Below are 20,644 nucleotides of genomic sequence, written 5' to 3'. Positions count from 1 at the left end.
CGAACTTAAGTGTCCACACAGTTTGGCTGATGATTGTAGACAGAGCCAGAACACTATAGAAGACAAGAAATCCTGTTGGGTCTGTAGCTCAGGTGGTTAGAGCGCACCCCTGATAAGGGTGAGGTCGGTGGTTCAAGTCCACTCAGACCCACCACTTAGACTGGTGAGTTTGGTTGGTTAATTTCATTGTGAATTAACTTTCAATATATCAAAAGCACTATGTGTGAGTGAAAGCCAAAGGATATGATTGGGGATATAGCTCAGCTGGGAGAGCGCCTGCCTTGCACGCAGGAGGTCAGCGGTTCGAACCCGCTTATCTCCACCAATATCGTCATAGTTAAGTTTATTGCATACGTATTATTAAAAATACCATACTTATCTTCTTTACTTAAAGTAGATACGTTATTTGTGGTCCAAATAGGTAGGCGTAAAGATATCAAGTCAATAAATTTAACTATGATGATAAAGAAACAAACTTCTTTATAAAAACCTGTTCTTTAACAAACCGGAAACAAGCTGAAAACGAGACTTTCAAGAAAGTCTGAGTGAGAGTGATTGATAAAAGGTGATTACTCTTAATAAATTAACTGTTACTGCTTAGCGGCGTTAAGTGTTTTTCGATTCAATGTTGTGATTTTAAGTGGATTTTCAATTTAATGTTAAGTTCATGAGGTTGAGTTAATCATAAGGTTGAGTTAATCATAAGAATACTTGAGGTTGTATGGTTAAGTGACAAAGCGTACAAGGTGGATGCCTTGGCAATCAGAGGCGAAGAAGGACGTGCTAATCTGCGAAAAGCTTGGATGAGTCGATAAGAGGCGTTTAATCCAAGATGTCCGAATGGGGAAACCCAGTGGGTGAAGAACCCACTATCATTATCTGAATCCATAGGATAATGAGGCGAACCGGGAGAACTGAAACATCTAAGTACCCCGAGGAAAAGAAATCAACCGAGATTTCGTTAGTAGCGGCGAGCGAACGCGAAGGAGCCTGTTAGTGATAATGACAGAGGCAGAGGAACAAGCTGGGAAGCTTGGCGACACAGGGTGATAGCCCCGTACTCGAAGTCCAGGTTATGGTACTAAGCTAACGACAAGTAAGGCGGGACACGTGATATCCTGTTTGAAGATGGGGGGACCATCCTCCAAGGCTAAATACTCCTGATTGACCGATAGTGAACCAGTACTGTGAAGGAAAGGCGAAAAGAACCCCGGTGAGGGGAGTGAAATAGAACCTGAAACCTTGTACGTACAAGCAGTGGGAGCCTGAAAGGGTGACTGCGTACCTTTTGTATAATGGGTCAGCGACTTATATTTTGTAGCGAGGTTAACCGAATAGGGGAGCCGAAGGGAAACCGAGTCTTAACTGGGCGAGTAGTTGCAAGGTATAGACCCGAAACCCGGTGATCTAGCCATGGGCAGGTTGAAGGTTGGGTAACACTAACTGGAGGACCGAACCGACTAATGTTGAAAAATTAGCGGATGACTTGTGGCTGGGGGTGAAAGGCCAATCAAACCGGGAGATAGCTGGTTCTCCCCGAAATCTATTTAGGTAGAGCCTTGAGTGGACACCTTCGGGGGTAGAGCACTGTTTCGGCTAGGGGTCCATCCCGGATTACCAACCCGATGCAAACTGCGAATACCGAAGAGTGATACTCAGGAGACACACGGCGGGTGCTAACGTTCGTCGTGGAGAGGGAAACAACCCAGACCGCCAGCTAAGGTCCCAAAGTCTATATTAAGTGGGAAACGAAGTGGGAAGGCTTAGACAGCTAGGATGTTGGCTTAGAAGCAGCCATCATTTAAAGAAAGCGTAATAGCTCACTAGTCGAGTCGGCCTGCGCGGAAGATGTAACGGGGCTCAAATATAGCACCGAAGCTGCGGCATCAGTAGCAATACTGTTGGGTAGGGGAGCGTTGTGTAAGCGGAAGAAGGTGGCTCGAGAGGGCTGCTGGACGTATCACAAGTGCGAATGCTGACATAAGTAACGATAAAACGGGTGAAAAACCCGTTCGCCGGAAGACCAAGGGTTCCTGTCCAACGTTAATCGGGGCAGGGTGAGTCGGCCCCTAAGGCGAGGCTGAAAAGCGTAGTCGATGGGAAACGGGTTAATATTCCCGTACTTGGATAAACTGCGATGTGGGGACGGAGCAGGTTAGGTTAGCGTGCTGTTGGATATGCACGTTTAAGTTGGTAGGTGGGGAGTTTAGGCAAATCCGGACTTCCTTAACACTGAGAGATGATGACGAGGCTCTACGGAGCTGAAGTAACCGATACCACACTTCCAGGAAAAGCCACTAAGCTTCAGGTTTATCTAAACCGTACTGAAAACCGACACAGGTGGTCAGGTAGAGAATACTCAGGCGCTTGAGAGAACTCGGGTGAAGGAACTAGGCAAAATAGCACCGTAACTTCGGGAGAAGGTGCGCCGGCGTAGATTGTAAGGGTTTACCCCTGAAGGTTGAACCGGTCGAAGTGACCCGCTGGCTGCAACTGTTTATTAAAAACACAGCACTCTGCAAACACGAAAGTGGACGTATAGGGTGTGATGCCTGCCCGGTGCTGGAAGGTTAATTGATGGTGTAATCGCAAGAGAAGCACCTGATCGAAGCCCCAGTAAACGGCGGCCGTAACTATAACGGTCCTAAGGTAGCGAAATTCCTTGTCGGGTAAGTTCCGACCTGCACGAATGGCATAATGATGGCCAGGCTGTCTCCACCCGAGACTCAGTGAAATTGAAATCGCCGTGAAGATGCGGTGTACCCGCGGCTAGACGGAAAGACCCCGTGAACCTTTACTATAGCTTGACACTGAACATTGAATTTTGATGTGTAGGATAGGTGGGAGACTATGAAGATGATACGCCAGTATTGTTGGAGTCGACCTTGAAATACCACCCTTTAACGTTTGATGTTCTAACGAAGATGACGAAACGTGGTCTCGGACAGTGTCTGGTGGGTAGTTTGACTGGGGCGGTCTCCTCCCAAAGAGTAACGGAGGAGCACGAAGGTTTGCTAATGACGGTCGGACATCGTCAGGTTAGTGCAATGGTATAAGCAAGCTTAACTGCGAGACGGACAAGTCGAGCAGGTACGAAAGTAGGTCATAGTGATCCGGTGGTTCTGCATGGAAGGGCCATCGCTCAACGGATAAAAGGTACTCCGGGGATAACAGGCTGATACCGCCCAAGAGTTCATATCGACGGCGGTGTTTGGCACCTCGATGTCGGCTCATCACATCCTGGGGCTGAAGTAGGTCCCAAGGGTATGGCTGTTCGCCATTTAAAGTGGTACGCGAGCTGGGTTTAGAACGTCGTGAGACAGTTCGGTCCCTATCTGCCGTGGGCGTTGGAGAATTGGTTGGGGCTGCTCCTAGTACGAGAGGACCGGAGTGGACGCACCGCTGGTGTTCCGGTTGTGTCGCCAGACGCATTGCCGGGTAGCTAAGTGCGGAAGAGATAAGTGCTGAAAGCATCTAAGCACGAAACTTGCCAAGAGATGAGTTCTCCCAGATTATAAATCTGTAAGGGTTGTTTAAGACTAAGACGTAGATAGGCATGGTGTGTAAGTGGTGCGAGCCATTGAGCTAACATGTACTAATTGCCCGAGAGGCTTAGCCATACAACGCTCAAGTGTTTTTTGGGGAGACCTGAGGCATGAGGGCGGAATTGGGTGAGTAGCAGTTAAGAGAGAGTAAAGAGAGACTGTAGGTGATTCACCGGGAATAGAGGTGATGATACAGAGAGAAAGTTGAGAGTCAGCTTGTTTTGGTTTGAAGGATAGAGAGTAAGATAAAGAAGACGGATTTTAAGTCATCGACCGAATTTTGGCGGCGATAATGCGGTGGGTCCACCTGACTCCATCCCGAACTCAGAAGTGAAACGCCGTAATGCCGATGGTAGTGTGGGATGTTCCCATGTGAGAGTAGGTCACCGCCAAGCTGAATGTAGCCCCCTGATGTGAATGCATCGGGGGGTTTTGTTTTTGGGCAAAGCGGATAAACAGGATTAAGTTAAAGGTTGAAGATGTAGGAAGGATGTTCCCAATAAATTTAATAGCGAATTAACTCACTGCTTACAATTAAAAGGTAAGCTTATGCATGAGTAAATATTATAATGCTAGAAATTTTTATGTAAGTTTTGGGTTGTATGGGGTATATTTATTATAAAGATTTCTTTAAGCAAAAAAGCTGGCAAACCCAACTCTTTTAACTATTAACTAATACAGCTTAGAAATATAAAACTACATAATCTCATATCTTTGCAATTATAGCGTAATTAAGCTGTTTTCTCTTCAAACAACTTCATCACTGGTAACACAACCAAACAGCATAAAGCACCTACGGCTACACCGACTATAATTGTAGATAGTATTCCCAACCAACCTTCGGCGATTTGGTAATCGGCCAGCAAATGATGCAACGTTTCAACGTTATGTACAAAAATCCCGCCGCCTACAAGGAACATGGCAACGGTACCGATAAAACTTAGGGAACGCATAAATTTAGGCATGATAAATAAAATGCCTTTGCCTAACGTTTCGGCTGCACCGCCTTTTTTTATAAGAAATACACCGAAATCATCTGCTTTCACGATTAAGGCCACAATGCCATAAACCACAAGGGTAATGCCTAGCCCGATAATGATAAGCGAGATAATTTGTGTGAGGATTTCCGCGTCGGAAAGTTCGCCTAAAGCAATAATAATGATTTCGGCAGAAAGAATGAAATCGGTACGAATGGCACCTTTAATTTTGGCCTTTTCATCAAAAGGTTTGTTTTCTTCATGGGGTTCGTCGTGGTGAGCAAAAAAGAATTTGTGCAGAATTTTTTCCACACCTTCGAAACATAAATATGCCCCACCGATCATTAATAGTGGGACAATTAACGCGGGCAGAAAGGCGGATAACAAAAGCGCAATTGGGATTAAAATGATTTTGTTGACTAATGAGCCTTTAGTTACCGCCCACACAATAGGTAGTTCTCGTTCTGCGGTAGCGCCGGTGACTTGGTTGGCGTTCAATGCCAGATCATCGCCCACAACGCCAACGGTCTTCTTGGCGGCGACTTTGGTCATCACCGAGACATCATCCAACAATGAGGCAATATCGTCTAATAAAGTAAATAAGGAGCTAAAAGCCATTTTCTTTCCTTGCGTAAAAATAATCAAAATAGGGGCGTATTGTGGGATGATGAAAGGCATCCGTCAACGGGAATTTTTGGCGGCAAAGTGCGGTGGTTTTTTGTTGTGTTTTTGTATGGTGAATATTTGCTTAGGTCTGTCGGCAATTAATGGTATATTTAGCGCGTTTTGTTAAAAGGAATAAGCAGGTTATGTGGCAACAATCGAGTAAAATTAAGCATGGGCAATCTCTTATCGGCGGGGCGAAAAGTATTCGTACCGCAAGTCGCTTTTTTATTCCATTGAAAAAAACATGTTCAATTTTGACCGCACTTTTCCTTTTTACCTCCTTTTCTTTTGCCGCCCAAGGCGATGACTTATCGAAAATTCATCAGCAAATTAAACAGCAAGAACAAAAAATTGCGGGTCAAAAAGCCGAGCAGCAAAAGTTGCAATCCACACTTAAAAATCAAGAAAATCAGATTCACAATGTGATTGGCAAATTACGTCAAACGGAATCTGATTTGAAAGAAATTCGCAAAAGCATTAGCGATACCGATAAGCAAATCAAACAGTTACAAAAACAGGAAAAAGAACAAAAAGCGAAACTGGCGAAGCAGTTAGATGCTGCATATCGTTCCGGCGCGAATGCTTCGGTTGCACAGCGAATGTTGTCGGAGAAAGGGCAAAACGCCGATCGCATGAAAGCGTATTATGCCCATTTGAATCAAGCGCGCATGAAACTCATTGAGGATTTGCAGAATACACAAACGCAGTTGGCAAAACAAAAAGATGTGATTGCCGAACAACATAAAGAACAACAGACACAACTTGCCGATCAGAAAAAACAGCAGCAAGAGTTACAAAAAGTTCAGAAAGAGCGTCAATCCACCTTGAATCAGTTAACGCAAAGTTTAAGTCGTGACGAAAGCAAATTAGAAGCGCTGAAAGCCAATGAAAATGCCCTTCGTCAGGAAATTCAACGGGCAGAGCAAGCGGCACGTCAACAGGAGCAACGTGAGCGGGACGCCTTGGCGCAGAAAAAACAGGCAGAAGAAATCAAAACGCAGAAACCTTATCAGCCGACTGCACAGGAGCGTCAGTTGTTAAGCAGTTCGTCCGGCTTAGGTAAACCGGCTAAACAATATGCCTTCCCGGTCAGCGGAAAAATCGTGAATAGTTTTGGTTCTATACAAATGGGCGAATTGCGCTGGAAGGGAATTGTGATTGCTGCCGGAAGCGGTACGTCGGTCAAAGCCATTGCCGATGGCCGGGTGATTCTCGCTAACTGGTTACAAGGCTATGGTTTGATGGTGATCGTCAAACATGGCGAAAATGATTTAAGTTTATATGGTTATAACCAATCCGTTGCAGTGAAAGAAGGTCAACTAGTGAAAGCCGGGCAGAAAATCGGTGAGGTTGGTAACAGCGGAGGACAATCCAAAAGCGGGTTGTATTTTGAAATTCGTCGTAAAGGCGTGGCAGTGAATCCAGTAGGTTGGTTACGATGAACGTGACAATAAAAACGTTGTTTTTTTTATTCATAAGCTCACTCGTTCGCTTATTCCTCCCGAAAAGGGTCGTTGGCAAAGCCAACGTTGAAAAAACGTTGTTTTTTTTGACCGCACTTTTGCTGTCGCCTTGGGTGTATTCTGCCAAACTTGCGATTGTCATTGATGATCTAGGCTATCACCCCAAGGAAGATGCACAAATTCTCGCGTTGCCTCAAGCGGTTTCCGTGGCGATTATTCCCGCCGCGCCACACGCTAAAGCGCGCAACCAACAGGCACATCAACAAGGACGTGATATTTTGATCCACATGCCTATGGAAACGGTGTCGAAAATCAAGATTGAAGGTGGCGGGCTACATTTGGGCATGACGCAAGATGAAGTGAACCAACGCGTACAAACTGCTAAAAATATCATATCTAATGCCATTGGGATGAACAATCACATGGGGAGTGCCGCCACCGCTGATGTGCCATTAATGACGAAATTAATGACCGCACTTCGTGAACATCATTTATTTTTCCTCGATAGCCGTACCATTGGGCGGAGCATGGCGGGGAAAATAGCAAAAGAGCAGGGCGTACGCGCGTTAGATCGGCACATATTTTTAGACGATAGCGATGCTTTTGCCGATGTTCAACGGCAATTTCAGGCTGCTGTACAGTATGCCCAAAAACATGGTACTGCCATTGCTATTGGTCATCCGCGTAAAAATACCATTGCAGTGTTGCAGGCCGGCATTGCCAATTTGCCGTCAGATGTGCAATTGGTTTCTATGGGCAGTCTTTGGCGGAATGAAAAAGTGGTACCGCCGAAACCGTTTATTTTCCTCTTTAGCGCCACACCCGCCCCAACCTCGGCGCCACCTTATGAAAATGTGCCATCGCTACGTGGCGTGCCTTAAAATTGCGATATAAAAAGCCCCTAAAAAGGGGCTTTTTATATGAACAAACTAACACGGAAAGTTACCAAATCGTGCCGTCAGTTTTAGCGCCTTCAAAGTTAGCATTGGTAATATCTGCACCTTTTAGATTTGCTCCGGACAAATCTGCTCCGGCAAAATTAGCATTAATTAAAATGGCGTCTTCCAAATTAGCATGGCTTAAATTGGCATTTCTTAAGTCTGCATTAGTGAAATCCTTCCCTTTGAAATTCTTCTTAGCAAAGTTGACTCCCTGTAATTTGGCGTTGATAAAATCTTCCGCGTCAGCTCTCACCGGGCCTGATGGGCCTTGAGTTACGGTGGTTTTGCCATTTACAGTGGTAACGGTTCCGTTAATGACAGTGCTGCTTCTGCCGGGAAGATTTTGTTCGGACACAGCCCCAGGACCAATCGCTTTGTTAACAATTGCTCCATTGACGGAAACCTTCTGTTCATTTGCCATCGCTCCGGTTGATACGGAAGCGAAAACGGTGGCAATAAGGGCTTTTGTTAATGATGATTTCATTGTGTTCTCCATTGACTGTGATTATTTTGTTAGCGCGCCAGGGCGAAGAGATAACAGATTTTCCAGCGGATCATCTTCTACCAATGTCGTTCTTACCGCAGCGGTACGAGTTGGAGCATTTGGATTGCTATTGTCCGGCGTTAAAATAATCGGCGGAGTCGCAACCAAATTAGAGGTTTCTTGCATCCACAAGCTGTTCAGATTTGTGCCTGATTGATTCTGTTTGGATAAAATAATCGGTAAAACTTTGCGTGCTTGTGCATTACCTTGACCTGCTGCAACACGATAGAACCGAATGGCCTCGCCAAAGTTTTTAGGCACGCCAACACCTTTGTGGTATCGAGTGGCAAGTTCATAACTGGCTTGCCCGTTGCCTTCTTGCGATTCTTTTTTGAGTTTCTGAATATGTTCACTGGTTGCGGTTACCGGTGGTGTGCTGACAACCGGGGCAGAACGGTTATTACCATTGGTAATGGTTTGTTTATTCAAGGCTGCAGCATGACTACCTAATGAAATCGCACGATTATTCCAATGAAGCGCCTCCGCGATATTACCTTGCTGGTAATACAAATTGGCAAGTGCGTTTGCCCCTACGGAGTCGCCCATATCGGCCGCCTTTTTAAACTGCCGAACGACTGACTGATTAGCTGTTTGTTGCGCCTGCTGTTTGTTTTCCATTAGACCCAACAAGGTATAAGCTCTGGCAAACCCGAGTTTACCGGCTTTTTCCAAATAATACTTCGCTCCACTGAAATCAACTTCAGTGCCATAACCCATAAATAAGAAATAACCTGTCGCCATTAATGCTAAAGGATTATTACTCTCTGCATATGGCGCAAACTGGTTGTAGGCCTTGTTGTAATTGCCCCGTTTATAATCACTGAAGGCTTTATTTAATACCATTGATACATTGTTCGTATCTTGCGATGCTTGTTCTTCGGTTGCAGCTGGTTCAGTTGTTTCAGCCGGAGCCGTATTTTCCGTTAACTCGACAGAGTTATTAATCACAATCTCAGCATTGCTGTGAGGACTAACTAACGCAGTCACAACAGTACTAAAGAGCGAGAAAAATAGAGTGCGATTAAATTTTTTGGAAAATACAGGCATTGATTACTTCCTCACGTCTAGTTAACAGTGTAATTAATGGTTTGAGCACCTTTAATTTCGTCTTTAAAGTTTTCTTTTAGCGCATCAGAAAGTTCGCTCATACTTTTCACATTAATCGGATTGAACGGCTCACCAACCAGTGGTGTTAATCTGCCTTGTAATGAACTGTAAGAAGCGATACACATAACAGATTCATTACCTTTAGCGCTTAAATCAAGTGAGAAAGAATTATTGCCCGGCAATTGCAATGGTTTATCCGGTGATAAACTTTCTTCTGTTTGTAATGGGTTAGGGTAAATCTGAGCAATACTGTTGTTTGCATCTTGATAGAAACAACTTAAATGCGCACCACCTTTATTAACATTCGCCGTTAATTCAAGCTTATCTCCCACATTATATTGCGGCTTACTTGAGGCTAAATTGATGGTAATCGGATCACCTTTATCGGTATGAAGGTAAGGATAACCGCCACGAGGTTCATTGAGCTCGTCATCTTTCTTACCGCTTGGTTCTAAACCGGCTTTCTTAATATCGCCGTTAGAACCTACACGGGCATAATTCTTCATCATACGTTCGTATGTTTCAAAATTAATGAAACCTGATGGCGTCGCTTTGTTATCTTTTTGAAATTCACTTAAAGCGGCTTTTAACTCCAGTGAATCTTTACCATTCACTTTGCCGTTGTAGTAACCTAGATTACGCAAACCGGTTTGGAAGAATTTAATTTTTTCACTATCACCCATACCACCGTACCAATCTAACAATTCACGTTGAAATTCCGGATGGGACTGATCTAAAGATAAACATTGCCAATACGGTACTTGCGAGTACTTACCTACGAGCTCAAGTACCCCTAAATCAGTTAATGTTCTAACAGCGGCGCCGACACCTTGTGATAAGTTACGTTCAAAAGAGAATTGTACGCCGACTTTTTTAATTTTTGCTCCGGAGTCAAAACCAAATCCTTTATTGGCTGCAACAATTTCATTAGCAGAGTCGATACCCGGATAGAGTGTTCTGGTAAGGAAATCACCGATATGTAATTCCATGCCTAAGGCTGTTGTAATTAAATCGCCGGCTAAACCAATTTCAGCATCATCACTAACGGAAACCCCGAGACTGTTAGATTTTTTCAATACGTTTTGGTCTACAAAGGAGACAGAACCGGAAATATAAATCTGCGGTGCTGGAATTTGTACGCTACCGGTTGGTAACAAAAGGCTGGTGAGTGTTTGAACGGTATCTTGTTTGATTGGGTCAATTTCAAAATCAACAACGCGGAATGCACCACTGGTGCGAGACATCTGAGAAAGCGCTGTAACGATCATATCGTTTGCAGAAACAAGCGCCTTCCCCGACGGATCGTTAATTTTCTTAATAGCAACAACAGTCTGCCCAACATTACTTTGTAATAACAAATTATCCATACAGTTCAGACTGTCACTAAAACTGGTCATGGCCCTTACCGGTTCGGATACCGGACGAGAATGTGTTGTTGTGGATTCAATATAAGGGCGATCACCATGTAACTGTGTACCGGTGGTACAACCCCCTACCAAACTTACTAGCACGAAATACGCGCAAAACGAACGATAGATTTTCACTTTATTATAGTCCGGAATAAAAAATTAAGTTTATAACTTATTGTTGATTAGTTTTTTATTTGCAAAGGTTGATTACATCACCTTTTACTACAACATTTTTATTGGTATTACGGCTTGGTCCGTATCTGCCGGAACTAATCCCTTTTGTTACATTTGTTGTACCAATATTGGTTGTACAGTTTCTAGAACCGTGCGCTCCTACCCCACTGCGGCTAGTACTTGCAGTAGATTTTGCAGATTCTGCCATATTTTCAGCATCGGCCTCTGACATACCTATTCTCGCCCAGTTTTGTGCTTGAACAGAATTTACTTTGGCACGATCTAAGGGGGACATTCCAATTCTTTGTGCTAATTCAGACTGTGCGGAAAAAACGGAGAATGAAATAAGAAGTGAACTTAACGCGATCCCACATTGATGAAAATATCTGTTTTTCATATGAATGCTCCTCAACACTAAACTATCGGGAAATATTGACTATTTCCCGATAGTTATAAATACTAATCGTCTGAGTTGTTAGACGCCATATTTTGAGTAGCTGTACCTACACCCATCGCGAAGTTAGATACGGCACCTTTTACGGTAACGGTTTGTTTGTTGTCACCACCGATAGTTACTTTACCGTTATTAGATGCTAAGTTTTGAGTTGCTTTACCAGCACCCATCGCAAAGTTAGATACGGCACCTTGAATATCCACGGATTGTTTGTTATTACCGCTAATGGATACTTTACCATTATTGGACGCTAGGTTTTGGGTTGCCTTACCAGCCCCCATCGCAAAGTTCGATACAGCACCTTTAACATCTACTGACTGTTCACTTTTACCTTGGATGCTTACTTTGGCGTTTGCGGTGCCTACTGCAAATGCGGCGATCATGCTAACTACAAGTGTTGTTTTTAATAAGCTTTTCATGTGATACTCCTATTAAGTAATAAAATTATAAGATAGTACTAATGCCCGTCTTATTCTTGCGTAGAGCCTACAGACTCCAATTCTTGATAGAGCCGTTGCTATTAATCCTTCACGACAGAACCAATATTAACTTCTGACTTTCCACCCCCAGAGGCAGAATTCACAATAGTTCCCACAGAGACAACCTGATTATTACTTCCGGAATAATTAACGGAAGAACCTAGGTTAATTGCGGCTTTACTATTTCCACCGGTTGCTGTATTCACTAATGAACCATTAACGGTAACCGTCTGGTTATTATTACTTCCTACAGATCTCCCTACCGTGGAACCCACATTGATAGCAGCATGACTACCAGTTCCATCAGATTTATTTACGACACCACCAGAGATGGTGACATTTTGGGTGTTAGTTGCTGTAGCGAATAAAGCAATAAACAATGTGGTGAGAGCGATTAAGTATTTCGTCATATTGTTAACCTTACTATTGCCATTATTAATAAGTCCCAAAATGGAACCTACTTTATCAAAATTTGATTTACGCAAACTTACACAACCGCATTGAAATTTACACTTCATTGCAGTTGGTTTACATAAGCTGTGACTTAGTCAATTTTTATAAGTTCACTAAAAATATTTATATTCTGTTCATTATTTGATCTTTATCATATTTTTAAATACTTAATATAAAAAAATGTTATTGTTTATCTTTTTGAATTATATGAAATTAATATTAGAAAAGTTCATTTATTGAGCAATTGGAAAATCTCTTAATAAATTTTTAAGAAATAAATGATTTTGATTAAAAAATAACCTATTTTAAGAGATCGGTGACTATTTTTTGAACGGTGAGTTGGTTTTGATTTGTCAGATTTATGTAAATTATGTCAGTTTTTACAGTTTAAAGATACTACAAAAGATAAAGTGCGGTGGGTTTCAAAAATGTTTTCAAAACTCACCGCACTTTGGGTAACGTTATTCTAATTTTTAACTTATTAATTTAGCTTGATTCTTTCGATAGCCTCTGTAAAAACCGATCCATTGCTCGGTAGCCTAATGCTTCAGCCAAATGTTTTTGGGTAATGCATTTTTCACCTTCTAAATCAGCAATGGTGCGTGACACTTTTAAGATTCGGTGGTAAGCCCGTACGGAAAGCCCTAGTTTGGTCAGAGCACTTTCAAGAAATAACGCGTCTTTGCCTTCCAGTTTACAATCGCGTTCAATTTCTTTACCGGTTAAGTGGGCGTTTATTTTGCCTGCACGTTCTAATTGGATGTTGCGGGTTTTTAACACTTTTTCACGGACGATTGCGCTAGGTTCGCCACGCTCCGTATTATTTTGCAAACTGCCTTGTGGCAACAAAGGCACTTCAATGGATAAATCAAAACGATCCAGAAATGGGCCGGAGAGACGATTTAAATACCGCATGATTTGCTGCGGCGACGTACGATTGTGTGTCCCTTGATAATGCCCCGTTGGGCTTGGGTTCATCGCCGCGATAAGCTGAAACCTTGCCGGAAACTGAATTTTGGCATTGGCACGCGAAATAATGATTTCTCCACTTTCTAACGGTTGGCGTAAAGCATCCAGCACCTTACGTTCAAATTCAGGCAATTCGTCTAAAAAAAGCACACCATTATGCGCGAGAGAAATTTCGCCGGGTTTTGGAATTGTGCCACCTCCCACTAAAGCCGGAGTGGACGCGCTGTGATGTGGGGCACGGAAAGGGCGTTGTTTCCAGTTATGAAAATTCAATTCATTTTGCACGAGACTGGCGACGGAGGCGGTTTCGATGGCTTCTTGGTCGGTCATTTCCGGTAATAGCCCCGTTAAACGGCTGGCAAGCATAGTTTTACCAGTGCCGGGTGGGCCCAGAAATAACAAGTTATGTTGCCCGGCTGCGGCAATAATCAGCGCCCGCTTGGCGTGTTGTTGACCGATAATCTCCGTCAGATCTTTTTGATTTTCGCCGCCAAAATCCACCGCACTTTGAGCCATTATGTCCTTTGCCAAAGGCAGTTCCCCTTGATTATTGAGAAATTGCACAACTTCAAGCAATGAATGGGCAAAATACGTTTCTTGATCGGAGATCAATGAGGCTTCATTAGCATTGCCATAAGCGATAATACATTTTCGTTTTGCTTTTTTGGCAGCCAAAATAGCAGGAATTACGCCATGTACCGCGCGGAGTTGACCGGTTAATGCCAATTCACCGATAAATTCAAATTGTTTTAATTTTTCCGCGTCAATATAGCCTGAAGCCGCAAGCATACCGATAGCGATAGGCAAGTCAAAACGTCCGCCTTCTTTGGGTAAATCAGCAGGCGCGAGATTGACGGTAATGCGTTTGGCGGGATATTTGAATTCGGCGTTCAGCAATGCACTACGAACTCGATCTTGTGCTTCTTTAACAGTTTTTTCCGGCAATCCAACCAACGTAAAGTTAGGCTTGCCGTTACTTAAATGCACTTCAATCGTCACTAAAGGCGCCTGCACGCCCATTGAAGCACGACTGTAAACGATGGCTAAAGACATCTTGTCCTCCGTAAATAATAGGAATGACAACATAAAAAAAGCGTGTTGTGAAGGCTACTTCAAACACACTTTTTTGGGCTATGGATCGCAAAATTGAATTTTTTGTTATTATTTTATTTGTAGTTGTGGGACATCGCCGAAGGCGGAGGGGAGCGGTTGGTTGGAGATCAGTAAATCAAACTGTGTTAGATCGCCAATGTAACCTTGTTGGGTTTTATGCACTTTGTGGTGATCAAAAACCAAAATCGTCTGTTGAGTTTTTGCCATGGCTTTTTGTTTCACTTTCACTTCTTCCAAACTAAAACAAGTGACGCCTTGTTTAATGTCCACGCCGGCGGCAGAAATAAAGGCTTTGGTGGTACAAATGGCGTCCAGTTCATTGTTAAGCCGTATGGAGGCGAAGAAGGAGTTATGTCGTGAATAATGTCCGCCGCACAAAATGACATCGCAGTAGGGTTTGTCTTGCAATGCCATGAAGCTGTTGATGCTACAGCAAAGTGCGGTGAATTTTATGGACGGATCAATCTGCGAAATAATAAAAGGGATGGTGGAGCCGCAGTCGAAAAATACCACGTCACCGTCTTTTACCAACGAGGCTGCCAGCTTGCCCACCCGCATTTTTTCCGTGACATGGCGTGTTTGCTGATCGAAGATTTGATAATTGTTGCCGCTTTTTTGCGGGTTCATCACAATATAACCGCCTAATAACACCACGTTGCTACCATCATTGCTTAAATCACGGCGCAAAGTCATCTCCGACACATCCAACATTTCCGCTGCGTCACGCAAATGAATTTTATCCATCTGCTTTAATAAGAATTCTAGCTTTTGTACCCGTGAATGTTGTTTTTTAACCATGGTAGCGTTCCCAATTTAGGCAAATTAATAAGTGCTATTGCTGTCCTGCACGCCGTGAATAATCGCAATACCGGCACTGGCACCAATACGGGTAGCACCGGCTTTAATCATAGCAATGGCAGTTTGCGTATCTCGGATACCGCCGGAAGCCTTCACGCCAATGTCACCTACGGTGTGTTTCATTAATGCTACATCTTCCACTGTTGCACCGCCTTTGTTAAACCCAGTCGACGTTTTCACAAAAGCCACCTTCAAGGCTTTACAGATTTCGCAGGCTTGTACGATCTCCTCTTTGGTGAGCAAACAGGTTTCTAAAATGACTTTTAATGGCGTGCCGTTGCAGGCATTTAAAACTGTTTGAATATCTTCTTTTACCGCCGACCATTTGTTAGATTTTATCCAACCAACATTGATGACCATGTCGATTTCATTGGCGCCGGCGGCAATGGCTTCTTGGGTTTCAAAGGCTTTGATCGAACTTAAATTAGCCCCTAACGGAAAGCCGACGACGGTGCAGATTTTTACATTGGAGCCGGCAAGTTTTTGTTTTGCCAAAGGAATATGACAAGAATTAATACAAACGGAAAAGAATTGATGTTCAATGGCTTCATCACAGAGTTTTAGAATATCCGCATCGGTTTTTTCAGCGGTGAGTGCGGTGTGATCAATATAATGGGCGATTTGTTTTGCGTTCATAAGTGGTTCTCCTTCAATAAAATTATTTACGAATTATAATGAAAAAATTTTTGTAGAACGTGATCTAGGTAACATTTTTGAGGATTTTTATACAAGGTTGTCAGTTTTGTGAGATTTTTAACATTGTGGAGAGCACTCTTGCCTAAAAATGCGAGTAAAACTTACCGCACTTTACCCCTTTTGCTCAAAAGCAGTAAAATGCGCTTAGGCTTATTTTTACCACCCATACATTTATGAAACCTTGTTTCCTTTTTAATACTCTATGGCTTGTCTGCTACATTATATGGCTGTCAGCTTGTAATCTGGTGACCTATCAACCTACTGAAACCATTAGCCAAATTGAACCGCAAACAGGTTATCGTTTAAGTACCGCCATGGAGCAAGCGTTACAAAAAGAAAATTTGCTGATTGTGACTTTTTCCGGCGGCGGATCACGCGCGGCTTCATTAGGGTATGGGGTGCTGGAACAGTTTAAAAACACACCGGTTCGGCCAACGGAAAAAGGCGATACGTTGCTAGATAATATTGATGTGGTGTATGGCGTGTCCGGCGGGGCTGTGCTAGCTGGTTATTTTTCTTTGGAAGGGCGGGATGTTATTCCCAAATTTAATGAGCGTTTTTTAAACAAGAACCTTCAGAAGGAATTGATTACGCAAGTCTTTTCTCTTTCTAATGTACCCCGTTTAACCTCCTCGCAATTCGGGCGCAGTGATTTGTTGCAGGAACAGCTTAATCTGACGTTATATAAAAACAAAAAATTTGCCGATTTGGCAACTCAACGTAAAGGCCCTTTTGCGGTAATCAGCGCAACAGATATGACGGCAGGGCAGAAAGTGAACTTTACGCAAGATTTTTTCGATATGCTGTGCCTGAATTTAAACGATTTACAAATTGCTCGAGCCGTGGCCGCATCAAGTGCGGTGCCTTTGATTTTCTCACCAATCACGCTAAATAATCATGGCGGAAATTGTCATTTTTATCACCCCTTGCACATGACATCGCAATATCAGCTTAGCACGTTAGCGCAGCAAAATTTGATGGCGATGAAGGCATACGTGACCCGCTATCAAGACACGCAATCACACCCTTATTTACATTTGGTGGACGGTGGTTTGACGGACAATTTAGGTCTGGCCGGCTTGTTAGATATATCCAATGTGATGCAGTTAGAAGAACTTTATGCCATGTTAGAGCAAAGCCAATTACGCAACATTGTGGTGGTTAATGTGAATGCACAAAATGAAATCACCACGGAAATGGATAAATCGGCGGACATTCCCGGCATTACTGATGTGGTGAATACGGTCATTCGTGTGCCGATTAATAAAACCAGTGAATCGACCTTGCAATACTCGCAGAAATTTACCGAACAATGGAATGCATACGCCAAGCGACATAAGGGCAGGAAAATTCAGATTTATTTTGTGAATTTGAGTTTGAAGCAGTTGCCTGACGGCAAGCTGAAAAATGAGGTGCTAAATATCGGCACATCCTTCTATTTGCCGACCTCCGATGTTGAAAAATTGCGTGCCGCCGCCAAGATTTTGTTGGATCAATCAACAGAATATCAGGCGGCGCTGAAGGTGTTTCAGGAAAAATAGTATAGTCGCAATTCGTTCTTAGGATTAAAAGTGCGGTCAAAAAAACAAAATTATGTAGCCGTAGCACAATTCTGAAATGACGACCTCTGAGCTTGTTGGGGTGTAAGTAATGTTAGAGCCACACAAATAAGCTGGACGGCATACTGACTTTCTTCTAGTATTACACCTCTTTATTAATTTTGTGATGATTTATGACCCGAATTAATCTTGTCCCGCCGAGTGAATTGTGCGATCAACATTTGCTTGCCGAACACCGCGAACTTACCCGTATTCCCAACGCTGTTGCCAAAGGGAAATTTCACCTAAAAGGCCAACCGACGGAATATAAACTGGGTGAAGGTCATGTGCGGTTTTTCTTTAATAAAATGGCCTTCTTGAAAAAACGTTATGGTGCACTCCATGCCGAATGCAGAGTGCGTGGTTTCAACGTGACATATATTTGGCCGCAAGAACTCAGCACCGATCCCGCATTATGGCTAGATTACATCCCCACCGAACAAGCCCTAGCCACTAACCGTCAACGGATTGAAGAAAGAATGCCGGCAAAGGCCAGATTCACAGAAAGGAAAATTCTCTTGGAAAAGGATTCATAAATCACTTTCCGTGATTTATTCTTCTTTTGGCATCACTGAAAAAGCGAGTGTGTAAAAATATTACTTTTTTTGACCGCACTTTGGGGCATGATTATTTAATTACGTGGCCGAAGCTATCCCGTATAGACTATCGAGGGAGGCTATGAAGTGATAAATTATGAACAAATTGATGACGCCAAATGGACGATTACCGTGATGAAATAGATTTCAAAGTATGGTTGGATTTTTAGGAACAAAAAAAGCAATGAATCGAAATTCATTGCTTTTGTGTTTTCTTATATTGCTAGTGTCTTTCCCTATTTCTCACTAATCATCGTCGTCATCGTGATAGCGGTGTTTTTTGTGGTGGTAATGATGATGGTGATGATGGCGACGTTTTTCCCAACGATCATCGTCGTCATTATCGTAATAGCGTTTTCCTTTTTGCACTTGGCTACCGATGACGCCGCCCAATGCTGCGCCGCCTAATGTGGAGCCCATATCTCCACCAAGCCAATTTCCTGCAAGTCCGCCGATTGCCGCGCCTGCCGCAGTATTGCGTTGTGTTCTGTCCATTTCACAGGCGGAAACCGAAACGACTAATGCAACAATAGTTAACCCTTTGATAAATTTAGATTTCATAAATCTACTCCTAGTTTATTGTAGGGATAATTTAACGTTACGTGGGTAACGGGATTAAATATCCGTCATGGTAAAAGAAGAGGTATCAATTCATTTGATTTAACCACATCACTTTTACTACGGAGAAAAGAAATTAGTTCAAAGTGGCCATGTTGCCAACAGTTTTACATCGGAAATTATCAATGAGGAATTTGGTTGAAGACTTGTAAAATCAGGAAGGGAGCAGAAAAAAGTGCGGTTAAAAAACATAATTATTTTTTACCGCACTTTTTAATCAAATTTGAGAAATTACAAAATAACCTCTAATTTTTCATAAGCACGACGGACTTTTTCCAAGGCTTTTTCCGTACTGACGTCACGTGCTAATAGCACACCTAGACGACGATGTCCGTTCACTTCGCCTTTACCGAAAATACGCAGGTTGGTTTGCGGTTCGGCCAACACATTGTCTAAATTGGCAAATTGCACTTGGTTGGATTTGCCTTCTACGACAATGGCCTTAGATGCAGAGGGGCTGATGAAATCAATTGTTGGAATTGGCAAACCAAGAATTGCACGGGCGTGTAATGCAAACTGAGAGAGCTCTTGTGAAATCATTGTGACCATGCCGGTGTCGTGTGGGCGCGGGGAAACTTCGTTGAAAATGACGTCATCACCACGAATAAACATTTCTACGCCGAAAATGCCACGTCCGCCAAGGGCGCCGGTGATTTTCTCCGCAATGTTTTGCGCTTTTTGCAATGCGACTTCTGACATGGCTTGAGGCTGCCAAGATTCGCGGTAGTCACCGTCTTCTTGAATGTGTCCCACCAGTGCCAGAAAGGAGGTACCGTTGATATGGCGGACGGTTAATAAGGTAATTTCGTAATCGAATTTAACAAAACCTTCTACGATAACCCGTCCCGCGCCGGCGCGTCCGCCTTGTTGGGCATAATCCCAGGCGCGTTGGATTTGATCTAACGAACGAATAACGCTTTGTCCATGGCCGGAAGAGGACATAATCGGTTTGACAACACAAGGAACGCCAATTTTTTCCACCGCACTTTTGAAGTCGGCAAAGTTGTCGACGAATTGATAAGGCGATGTTGGCAAGCCTAACTCTTCGGCCGCCAAGCGACGAATGCCTTCACGATTCATAGTGAGCTTGGTTGCTTTGGCGGTAGGAATCACCGTGAAGCCTTCTTGTTCCAGCGCAACCAACGTGTCGGTGGCGATAGCTTCCACTTCCGGTACGATATAATCGGGACGCTCTTGCTCCACTAAGGCGCGTAGGGCTTCACCATCCAACATGGAAATGGTATAAGCGCGATGTGCCACCTGTTGTGCGGGTGCGTTTTCGTAACGATCTACCGCAATAACTTCAACGCCCAGGCGTTGTAATTCAATCACAACTTCTTTGCCTAACTCGCCAGCACCAAGCATCATGACTTTTACCGCTTTGGCGGTTAATGGTGTGCCGATAGTGGTCATATTGGTTCCTCTCAAAATTAGTGATTTAACAAGGCTTCATCTAAGGTCAACTCTTCATTTTTATTGATACTAACGCCGCGTGCTAACACATTTTGGGCGATTTGATGAGCTTCAGCCAAGGAATGTTCGGTGTAAGTACCGCATTGATACTCGTTTAATTCAGGAATTTGGCTTTGTTCTTTAACATTTAAAATATCCTGCATGGAAGCGAGCCACGCCTTTGCCACTTGTTGTTCATTTGGCGTGCCGATTAAGGACATATAAAAACCGGTACGACAGCCCATTGGGGAAATGTCGATGATTTCTACATCATCATTTAAATGATCGCGCATAAAACCGGCAAAAAGATGTTCTAAGGTATGAATGCCTTTTGGTGGCAAATTTTCTTTATTCGGAATAGTGAAACGTAAATCGAAAACTGTTATAGTGTCGCCCCTTGGCGTACTCATAGTTTTAGCAACTCTTACTGCTGGAGCTTTCATACGAGTATGATCCACTTTAAAACTATCAAGTAATGGCATAATTTCTCCTCAAATTTGCTGTTTTTGCTTAAAATATAAGCGATCGTAAA

General features: G+C 43.3%; 17 protein-coding genes, 2 tRNA genes and 2 rRNA genes. 8 read left to right on the top strand and 13 right to left on the bottom strand.

The window, feature by feature from the left end:
* Positions 1 to 77 precede the first annotated feature (77 nt).
* The 4 genes from EL144_RS02470 to rrf all read left to right on the top strand — a co-directional run bounded on the left by EL144_RS02470 (position 78) and on the right by rrf (position 3,940).
* Positions 78 to 154 (top strand) — tRNA-Ile (locus tag EL144_RS02470).
* Positions 155 to 249: 95 nt separating this feature from the next.
* Positions 250 to 325 (top strand) — tRNA-Ala (locus EL144_RS02465).
* A 398-nt stretch (positions 326 to 723) separates the two neighbouring features.
* A 23S ribosomal RNA gene (locus EL144_RS02460) occupies positions 724 to 3,620 on the top strand.
* A gap of 204 nt (positions 3,621 to 3,824) precedes the next feature.
* Positions 3,825 to 3,940: ribosomal RNA gene (gene rrf, locus EL144_RS02455) — 5S ribosomal RNA — on the top strand.
* 336 nt (positions 3,941 to 4,276) lie between these two features.
* Here the strand turns inward: rrf and EL144_RS02450 are convergent.
* Positions 4,277 to 5,140: a DUF808 domain-containing protein gene (locus EL144_RS02450; RefSeq protein ID WP_005703466.1), complete on the bottom strand. Its 864-nt coding sequence runs from the start codon at positions 5,138 to 5,140 to the stop codon at positions 4,277 to 4,279.
* 191 nt (positions 5,141 to 5,331) lie between these two features.
* On the opposite strand from EL144_RS02450, the gene envC reads away from it, so the two are divergent.
* The gene (gene envC, locus EL144_RS02445) at positions 5,332 to 6,630 is read left to right on the top strand and encodes a murein hydrolase activator EnvC (RefSeq protein WP_089503492.1); all 1,299 of its coding nucleotides are present in this window, start codon (positions 5,332 to 5,334) and stop codon (positions 6,628 to 6,630) included.
* Complete coding sequence (locus EL144_RS02440; protein WP_232010646.1) at positions 6,627 to 7,532, top strand: divergent polysaccharide deacetylase family protein; 906 nt, start codon at positions 6,627 to 6,629, stop codon at positions 7,530 to 7,532. Before envC ends, EL144_RS02440 begins: the two co-directional genes overlap by 4 nt.
* 61 nt (positions 7,533 to 7,593) lie before the next feature.
* On the opposite strand, the gene EL144_RS02435 is transcribed toward EL144_RS02440, so the two are convergent.
* The 9 genes from EL144_RS02435 to deoC form a co-directional block, all read right to left on the bottom strand.
* Positions 7,594 to 8,076 (bottom strand): pentapeptide repeat-containing protein, encoded by a 483-nt coding sequence (locus EL144_RS02435; protein WP_005701921.1) that lies wholly within the window; start codon positions 8,074 to 8,076, stop codon positions 7,594 to 7,596.
* A gap of 21 nt (positions 8,077 to 8,097) precedes the next feature.
* Positions 8,098 to 9,183 carry a tetratricopeptide repeat protein gene (locus EL144_RS02430; protein WP_032995005.1) on the bottom strand — a complete coding sequence of 362 codons (1,086 nt, stop codon included), beginning with the start codon at positions 9,181 to 9,183 and terminating at the stop codon, positions 8,098 to 8,100.
* A gap of 17 nt (positions 9,184 to 9,200) precedes the next feature.
* Positions 9,201 to 10,787: a DUF4384 domain-containing protein gene (locus EL144_RS02425; protein ID WP_005703472.1), complete on the bottom strand. Its 1,587-nt coding sequence runs from the start codon at positions 10,785 to 10,787 to the stop codon at positions 9,201 to 9,203.
* Between the two features lie 55 nt (positions 10,788 to 10,842).
* Positions 10,843 to 11,223 (bottom strand): hypothetical protein, encoded by a 381-nt coding sequence (locus tag EL144_RS02420; RefSeq protein WP_005701924.1) that lies wholly within the window; start codon positions 11,221 to 11,223, stop codon positions 10,843 to 10,845.
* A gap of 62 nt (positions 11,224 to 11,285) precedes the next feature.
* Positions 11,286 to 11,663, bottom strand: coding sequence for a hypothetical protein (locus tag EL144_RS02415; RefSeq protein WP_225791922.1), 378 nt, complete (start codon positions 11,661 to 11,663; stop codon positions 11,286 to 11,288).
* A 137-nt stretch (positions 11,664 to 11,800) separates the two neighbouring features.
* Entirely contained in the window at positions 11,801 to 12,169 is a 369-nt protein-coding gene (locus tag EL144_RS02410) for a hypothetical protein (protein WP_032995007.1), read from the bottom strand.
* Between the two features lie 529 nt (positions 12,170 to 12,698).
* Positions 12,699 to 14,234, bottom strand: a complete 1,536-nt coding sequence (locus EL144_RS02405) for a YifB family Mg chelatase-like AAA ATPase (RefSeq protein WP_005703474.1) — start codon at positions 14,232 to 14,234, stop codon at positions 12,699 to 12,701.
* Between the two features lie 108 nt (positions 14,235 to 14,342).
* The gene (deoR, locus tag EL144_RS02400) at positions 14,343 to 15,092 is read right to left on the bottom strand and encodes a DNA-binding transcriptional repressor DeoR (protein ID WP_005703475.1); all 750 of its coding nucleotides are present in this window, start codon (positions 15,090 to 15,092) and stop codon (positions 14,343 to 14,345) included.
* A gap of 24 nt (positions 15,093 to 15,116) precedes the next feature.
* Positions 15,117 to 15,788 (bottom strand): deoxyribose-phosphate aldolase, encoded by a 672-nt coding sequence (gene deoC, locus EL144_RS02395; protein ID WP_005703476.1) that lies wholly within the window; start codon positions 15,786 to 15,788, stop codon positions 15,117 to 15,119.
* A gap of 233 nt (positions 15,789 to 16,021) precedes the next feature.
* Here deoC and EL144_RS02390 point away from each other — a divergent pair, with 233 nt between their 5' ends.
* Positions 16,022 to 17,389 carry a patatin-like phospholipase family protein gene (locus tag EL144_RS02390; RefSeq protein ID WP_050332724.1) on the top strand — a complete coding sequence of 456 codons (1,368 nt, stop codon included), beginning with the start codon at positions 16,022 to 16,024 and terminating at the stop codon, positions 17,387 to 17,389.
* A gap of 191 nt (positions 17,390 to 17,580) precedes the next feature.
* Positions 17,581 to 17,982 carry a pyrimidine dimer DNA glycosylase/endonuclease V gene (locus tag EL144_RS02385; RefSeq protein WP_005703478.1) on the top strand — a complete coding sequence of 134 codons (402 nt, stop codon included), beginning with the start codon at positions 17,581 to 17,583 and terminating at the stop codon, positions 17,980 to 17,982.
* A 306-nt stretch (positions 17,983 to 18,288) separates the two neighbouring features.
* Here EL144_RS02385 and EL144_RS02380 read toward each other — a convergent pair whose 3' ends face one another.
* The 3 genes from EL144_RS02380 to luxS form a co-directional block, all read right to left on the bottom strand.
* The gene (locus tag EL144_RS02380; RefSeq protein ID WP_005703479.1) at positions 18,289 to 18,603 is read right to left on the bottom strand and encodes a hypothetical protein; all 315 of its coding nucleotides are present in this window, start codon (positions 18,601 to 18,603) and stop codon (positions 18,289 to 18,291) included.
* A 288-nt stretch (positions 18,604 to 18,891) separates the two neighbouring features.
* The gene (purT, locus tag EL144_RS02375; RefSeq protein WP_005703481.1) at positions 18,892 to 20,073 is read right to left on the bottom strand and encodes a formate-dependent phosphoribosylglycinamide formyltransferase; all 1,182 of its coding nucleotides are present in this window, start codon (positions 20,071 to 20,073) and stop codon (positions 18,892 to 18,894) included.
* Positions 20,074 to 20,090: 17 nt separating this feature from the next.
* On the bottom strand, positions 20,091 to 20,594 hold the full coding sequence (gene luxS, locus EL144_RS02370; RefSeq protein ID WP_005703482.1) for an S-ribosylhomocysteine lyase: 504 nt from the start codon (positions 20,592 to 20,594) through the stop codon (positions 20,091 to 20,093).
* Positions 20,595 to 20,644: the final 50 nt, after the last annotated feature.

The sequence above is a fragment of the Aggregatibacter aphrophilus ATCC 33389 genome, from assembly GCF_900636915.1.
GTDB lineage: Bacteria > Pseudomonadota > Gammaproteobacteria > Enterobacterales > Pasteurellaceae > Aggregatibacter > Aggregatibacter aphrophilus.
This window is presented reverse-complemented; position numbering and strand designations above follow the sequence as displayed.

Bases quoted from the DNA above. Each gene is read 5' to 3' on its own strand.
- EL144_RS02440 (WP_232010646.1), top strand. From the start codon at position 6,627: ATGAACGTGACAATAAAAACGTTGTTTTTTTTATTCATAAGCTCACTC.
- EL144_RS02385 (WP_005703478.1), top strand. From the start codon at position 17,581: ATGACCCGAATTAATCTTGTCCCGCCGAGTGAATTGTGCGATCAACAT.
- EL144_RS02380 (WP_005703479.1), bottom strand. From the start codon at position 18,603: ATGAAATCTAAATTTATCAAAGGGTTAACTATTGTTGCATTAGTCGTT.
- EL144_RS02415 (WP_225791922.1), bottom strand. From the start codon at position 11,663: ATGATCGCCGCATTTGCAGTAGGCACCGCAAACGCCAAAGTAAGCATC.
- EL144_RS02435 (WP_005701921.1), bottom strand. From the start codon at position 8,076: ATGAAATCATCATTAACAAAAGCCCTTATTGCCACCGTTTTCGCTTCC.
- EL144_RS02390 (WP_050332724.1), top strand. From the start codon at position 16,022: ATGAAACCTTGTTTCCTTTTTAATACTCTATGGCTTGTCTGCTACATT.
- purT (WP_005703481.1), bottom strand. From the start codon at position 20,073: ATGACCACTATCGGCACACCATTAACCGCCAAAGCGGTAAAAGTCATG.
- EL144_RS02405 (WP_005703474.1), bottom strand. From the start codon at position 14,234: ATGTCTTTAGCCATCGTTTACAGTCGTGCTTCAATGGGCGTGCAGGCG.
- EL144_RS02450 (WP_005703466.1), bottom strand. From the start codon at position 5,140: ATGGCTTTTAGCTCCTTATTTACTTTATTAGACGATATTGCCTCATTG.
- EL144_RS02430 (WP_032995005.1), bottom strand. From the start codon at position 9,183: ATGCCTGTATTTTCCAAAAAATTTAATCGCACTCTATTTTTCTCGCTC.
- deoC (WP_005703476.1), bottom strand. From the start codon at position 15,788: ATGAACGCAAAACAAATCGCCCATTATATTGATCACACCGCACTCACC.
- luxS (WP_005703482.1), bottom strand. From the start codon at position 20,594: ATGCCATTACTTGATAGTTTTAAAGTGGATCATACTCGTATGAAAGCT.
- EL144_RS02420 (WP_005701924.1), bottom strand. From the start codon at position 11,223: ATGAAAAACAGATATTTTCATCAATGTGGGATCGCGTTAAGTTCACTT.
- deoR (WP_005703475.1), bottom strand. From the start codon at position 15,092: ATGGTTAAAAAACAACATTCACGGGTACAAAAGCTAGAATTCTTATTA.
- EL144_RS02410 (WP_032995007.1), bottom strand. From the start codon at position 12,169: ATGACGAAATACTTAATCGCTCTCACCACATTGTTTATTGCTTTATTC.
- envC (WP_089503492.1), top strand. From the start codon at position 5,332: ATGTGGCAACAATCGAGTAAAATTAAGCATGGGCAATCTCTTATCGGC.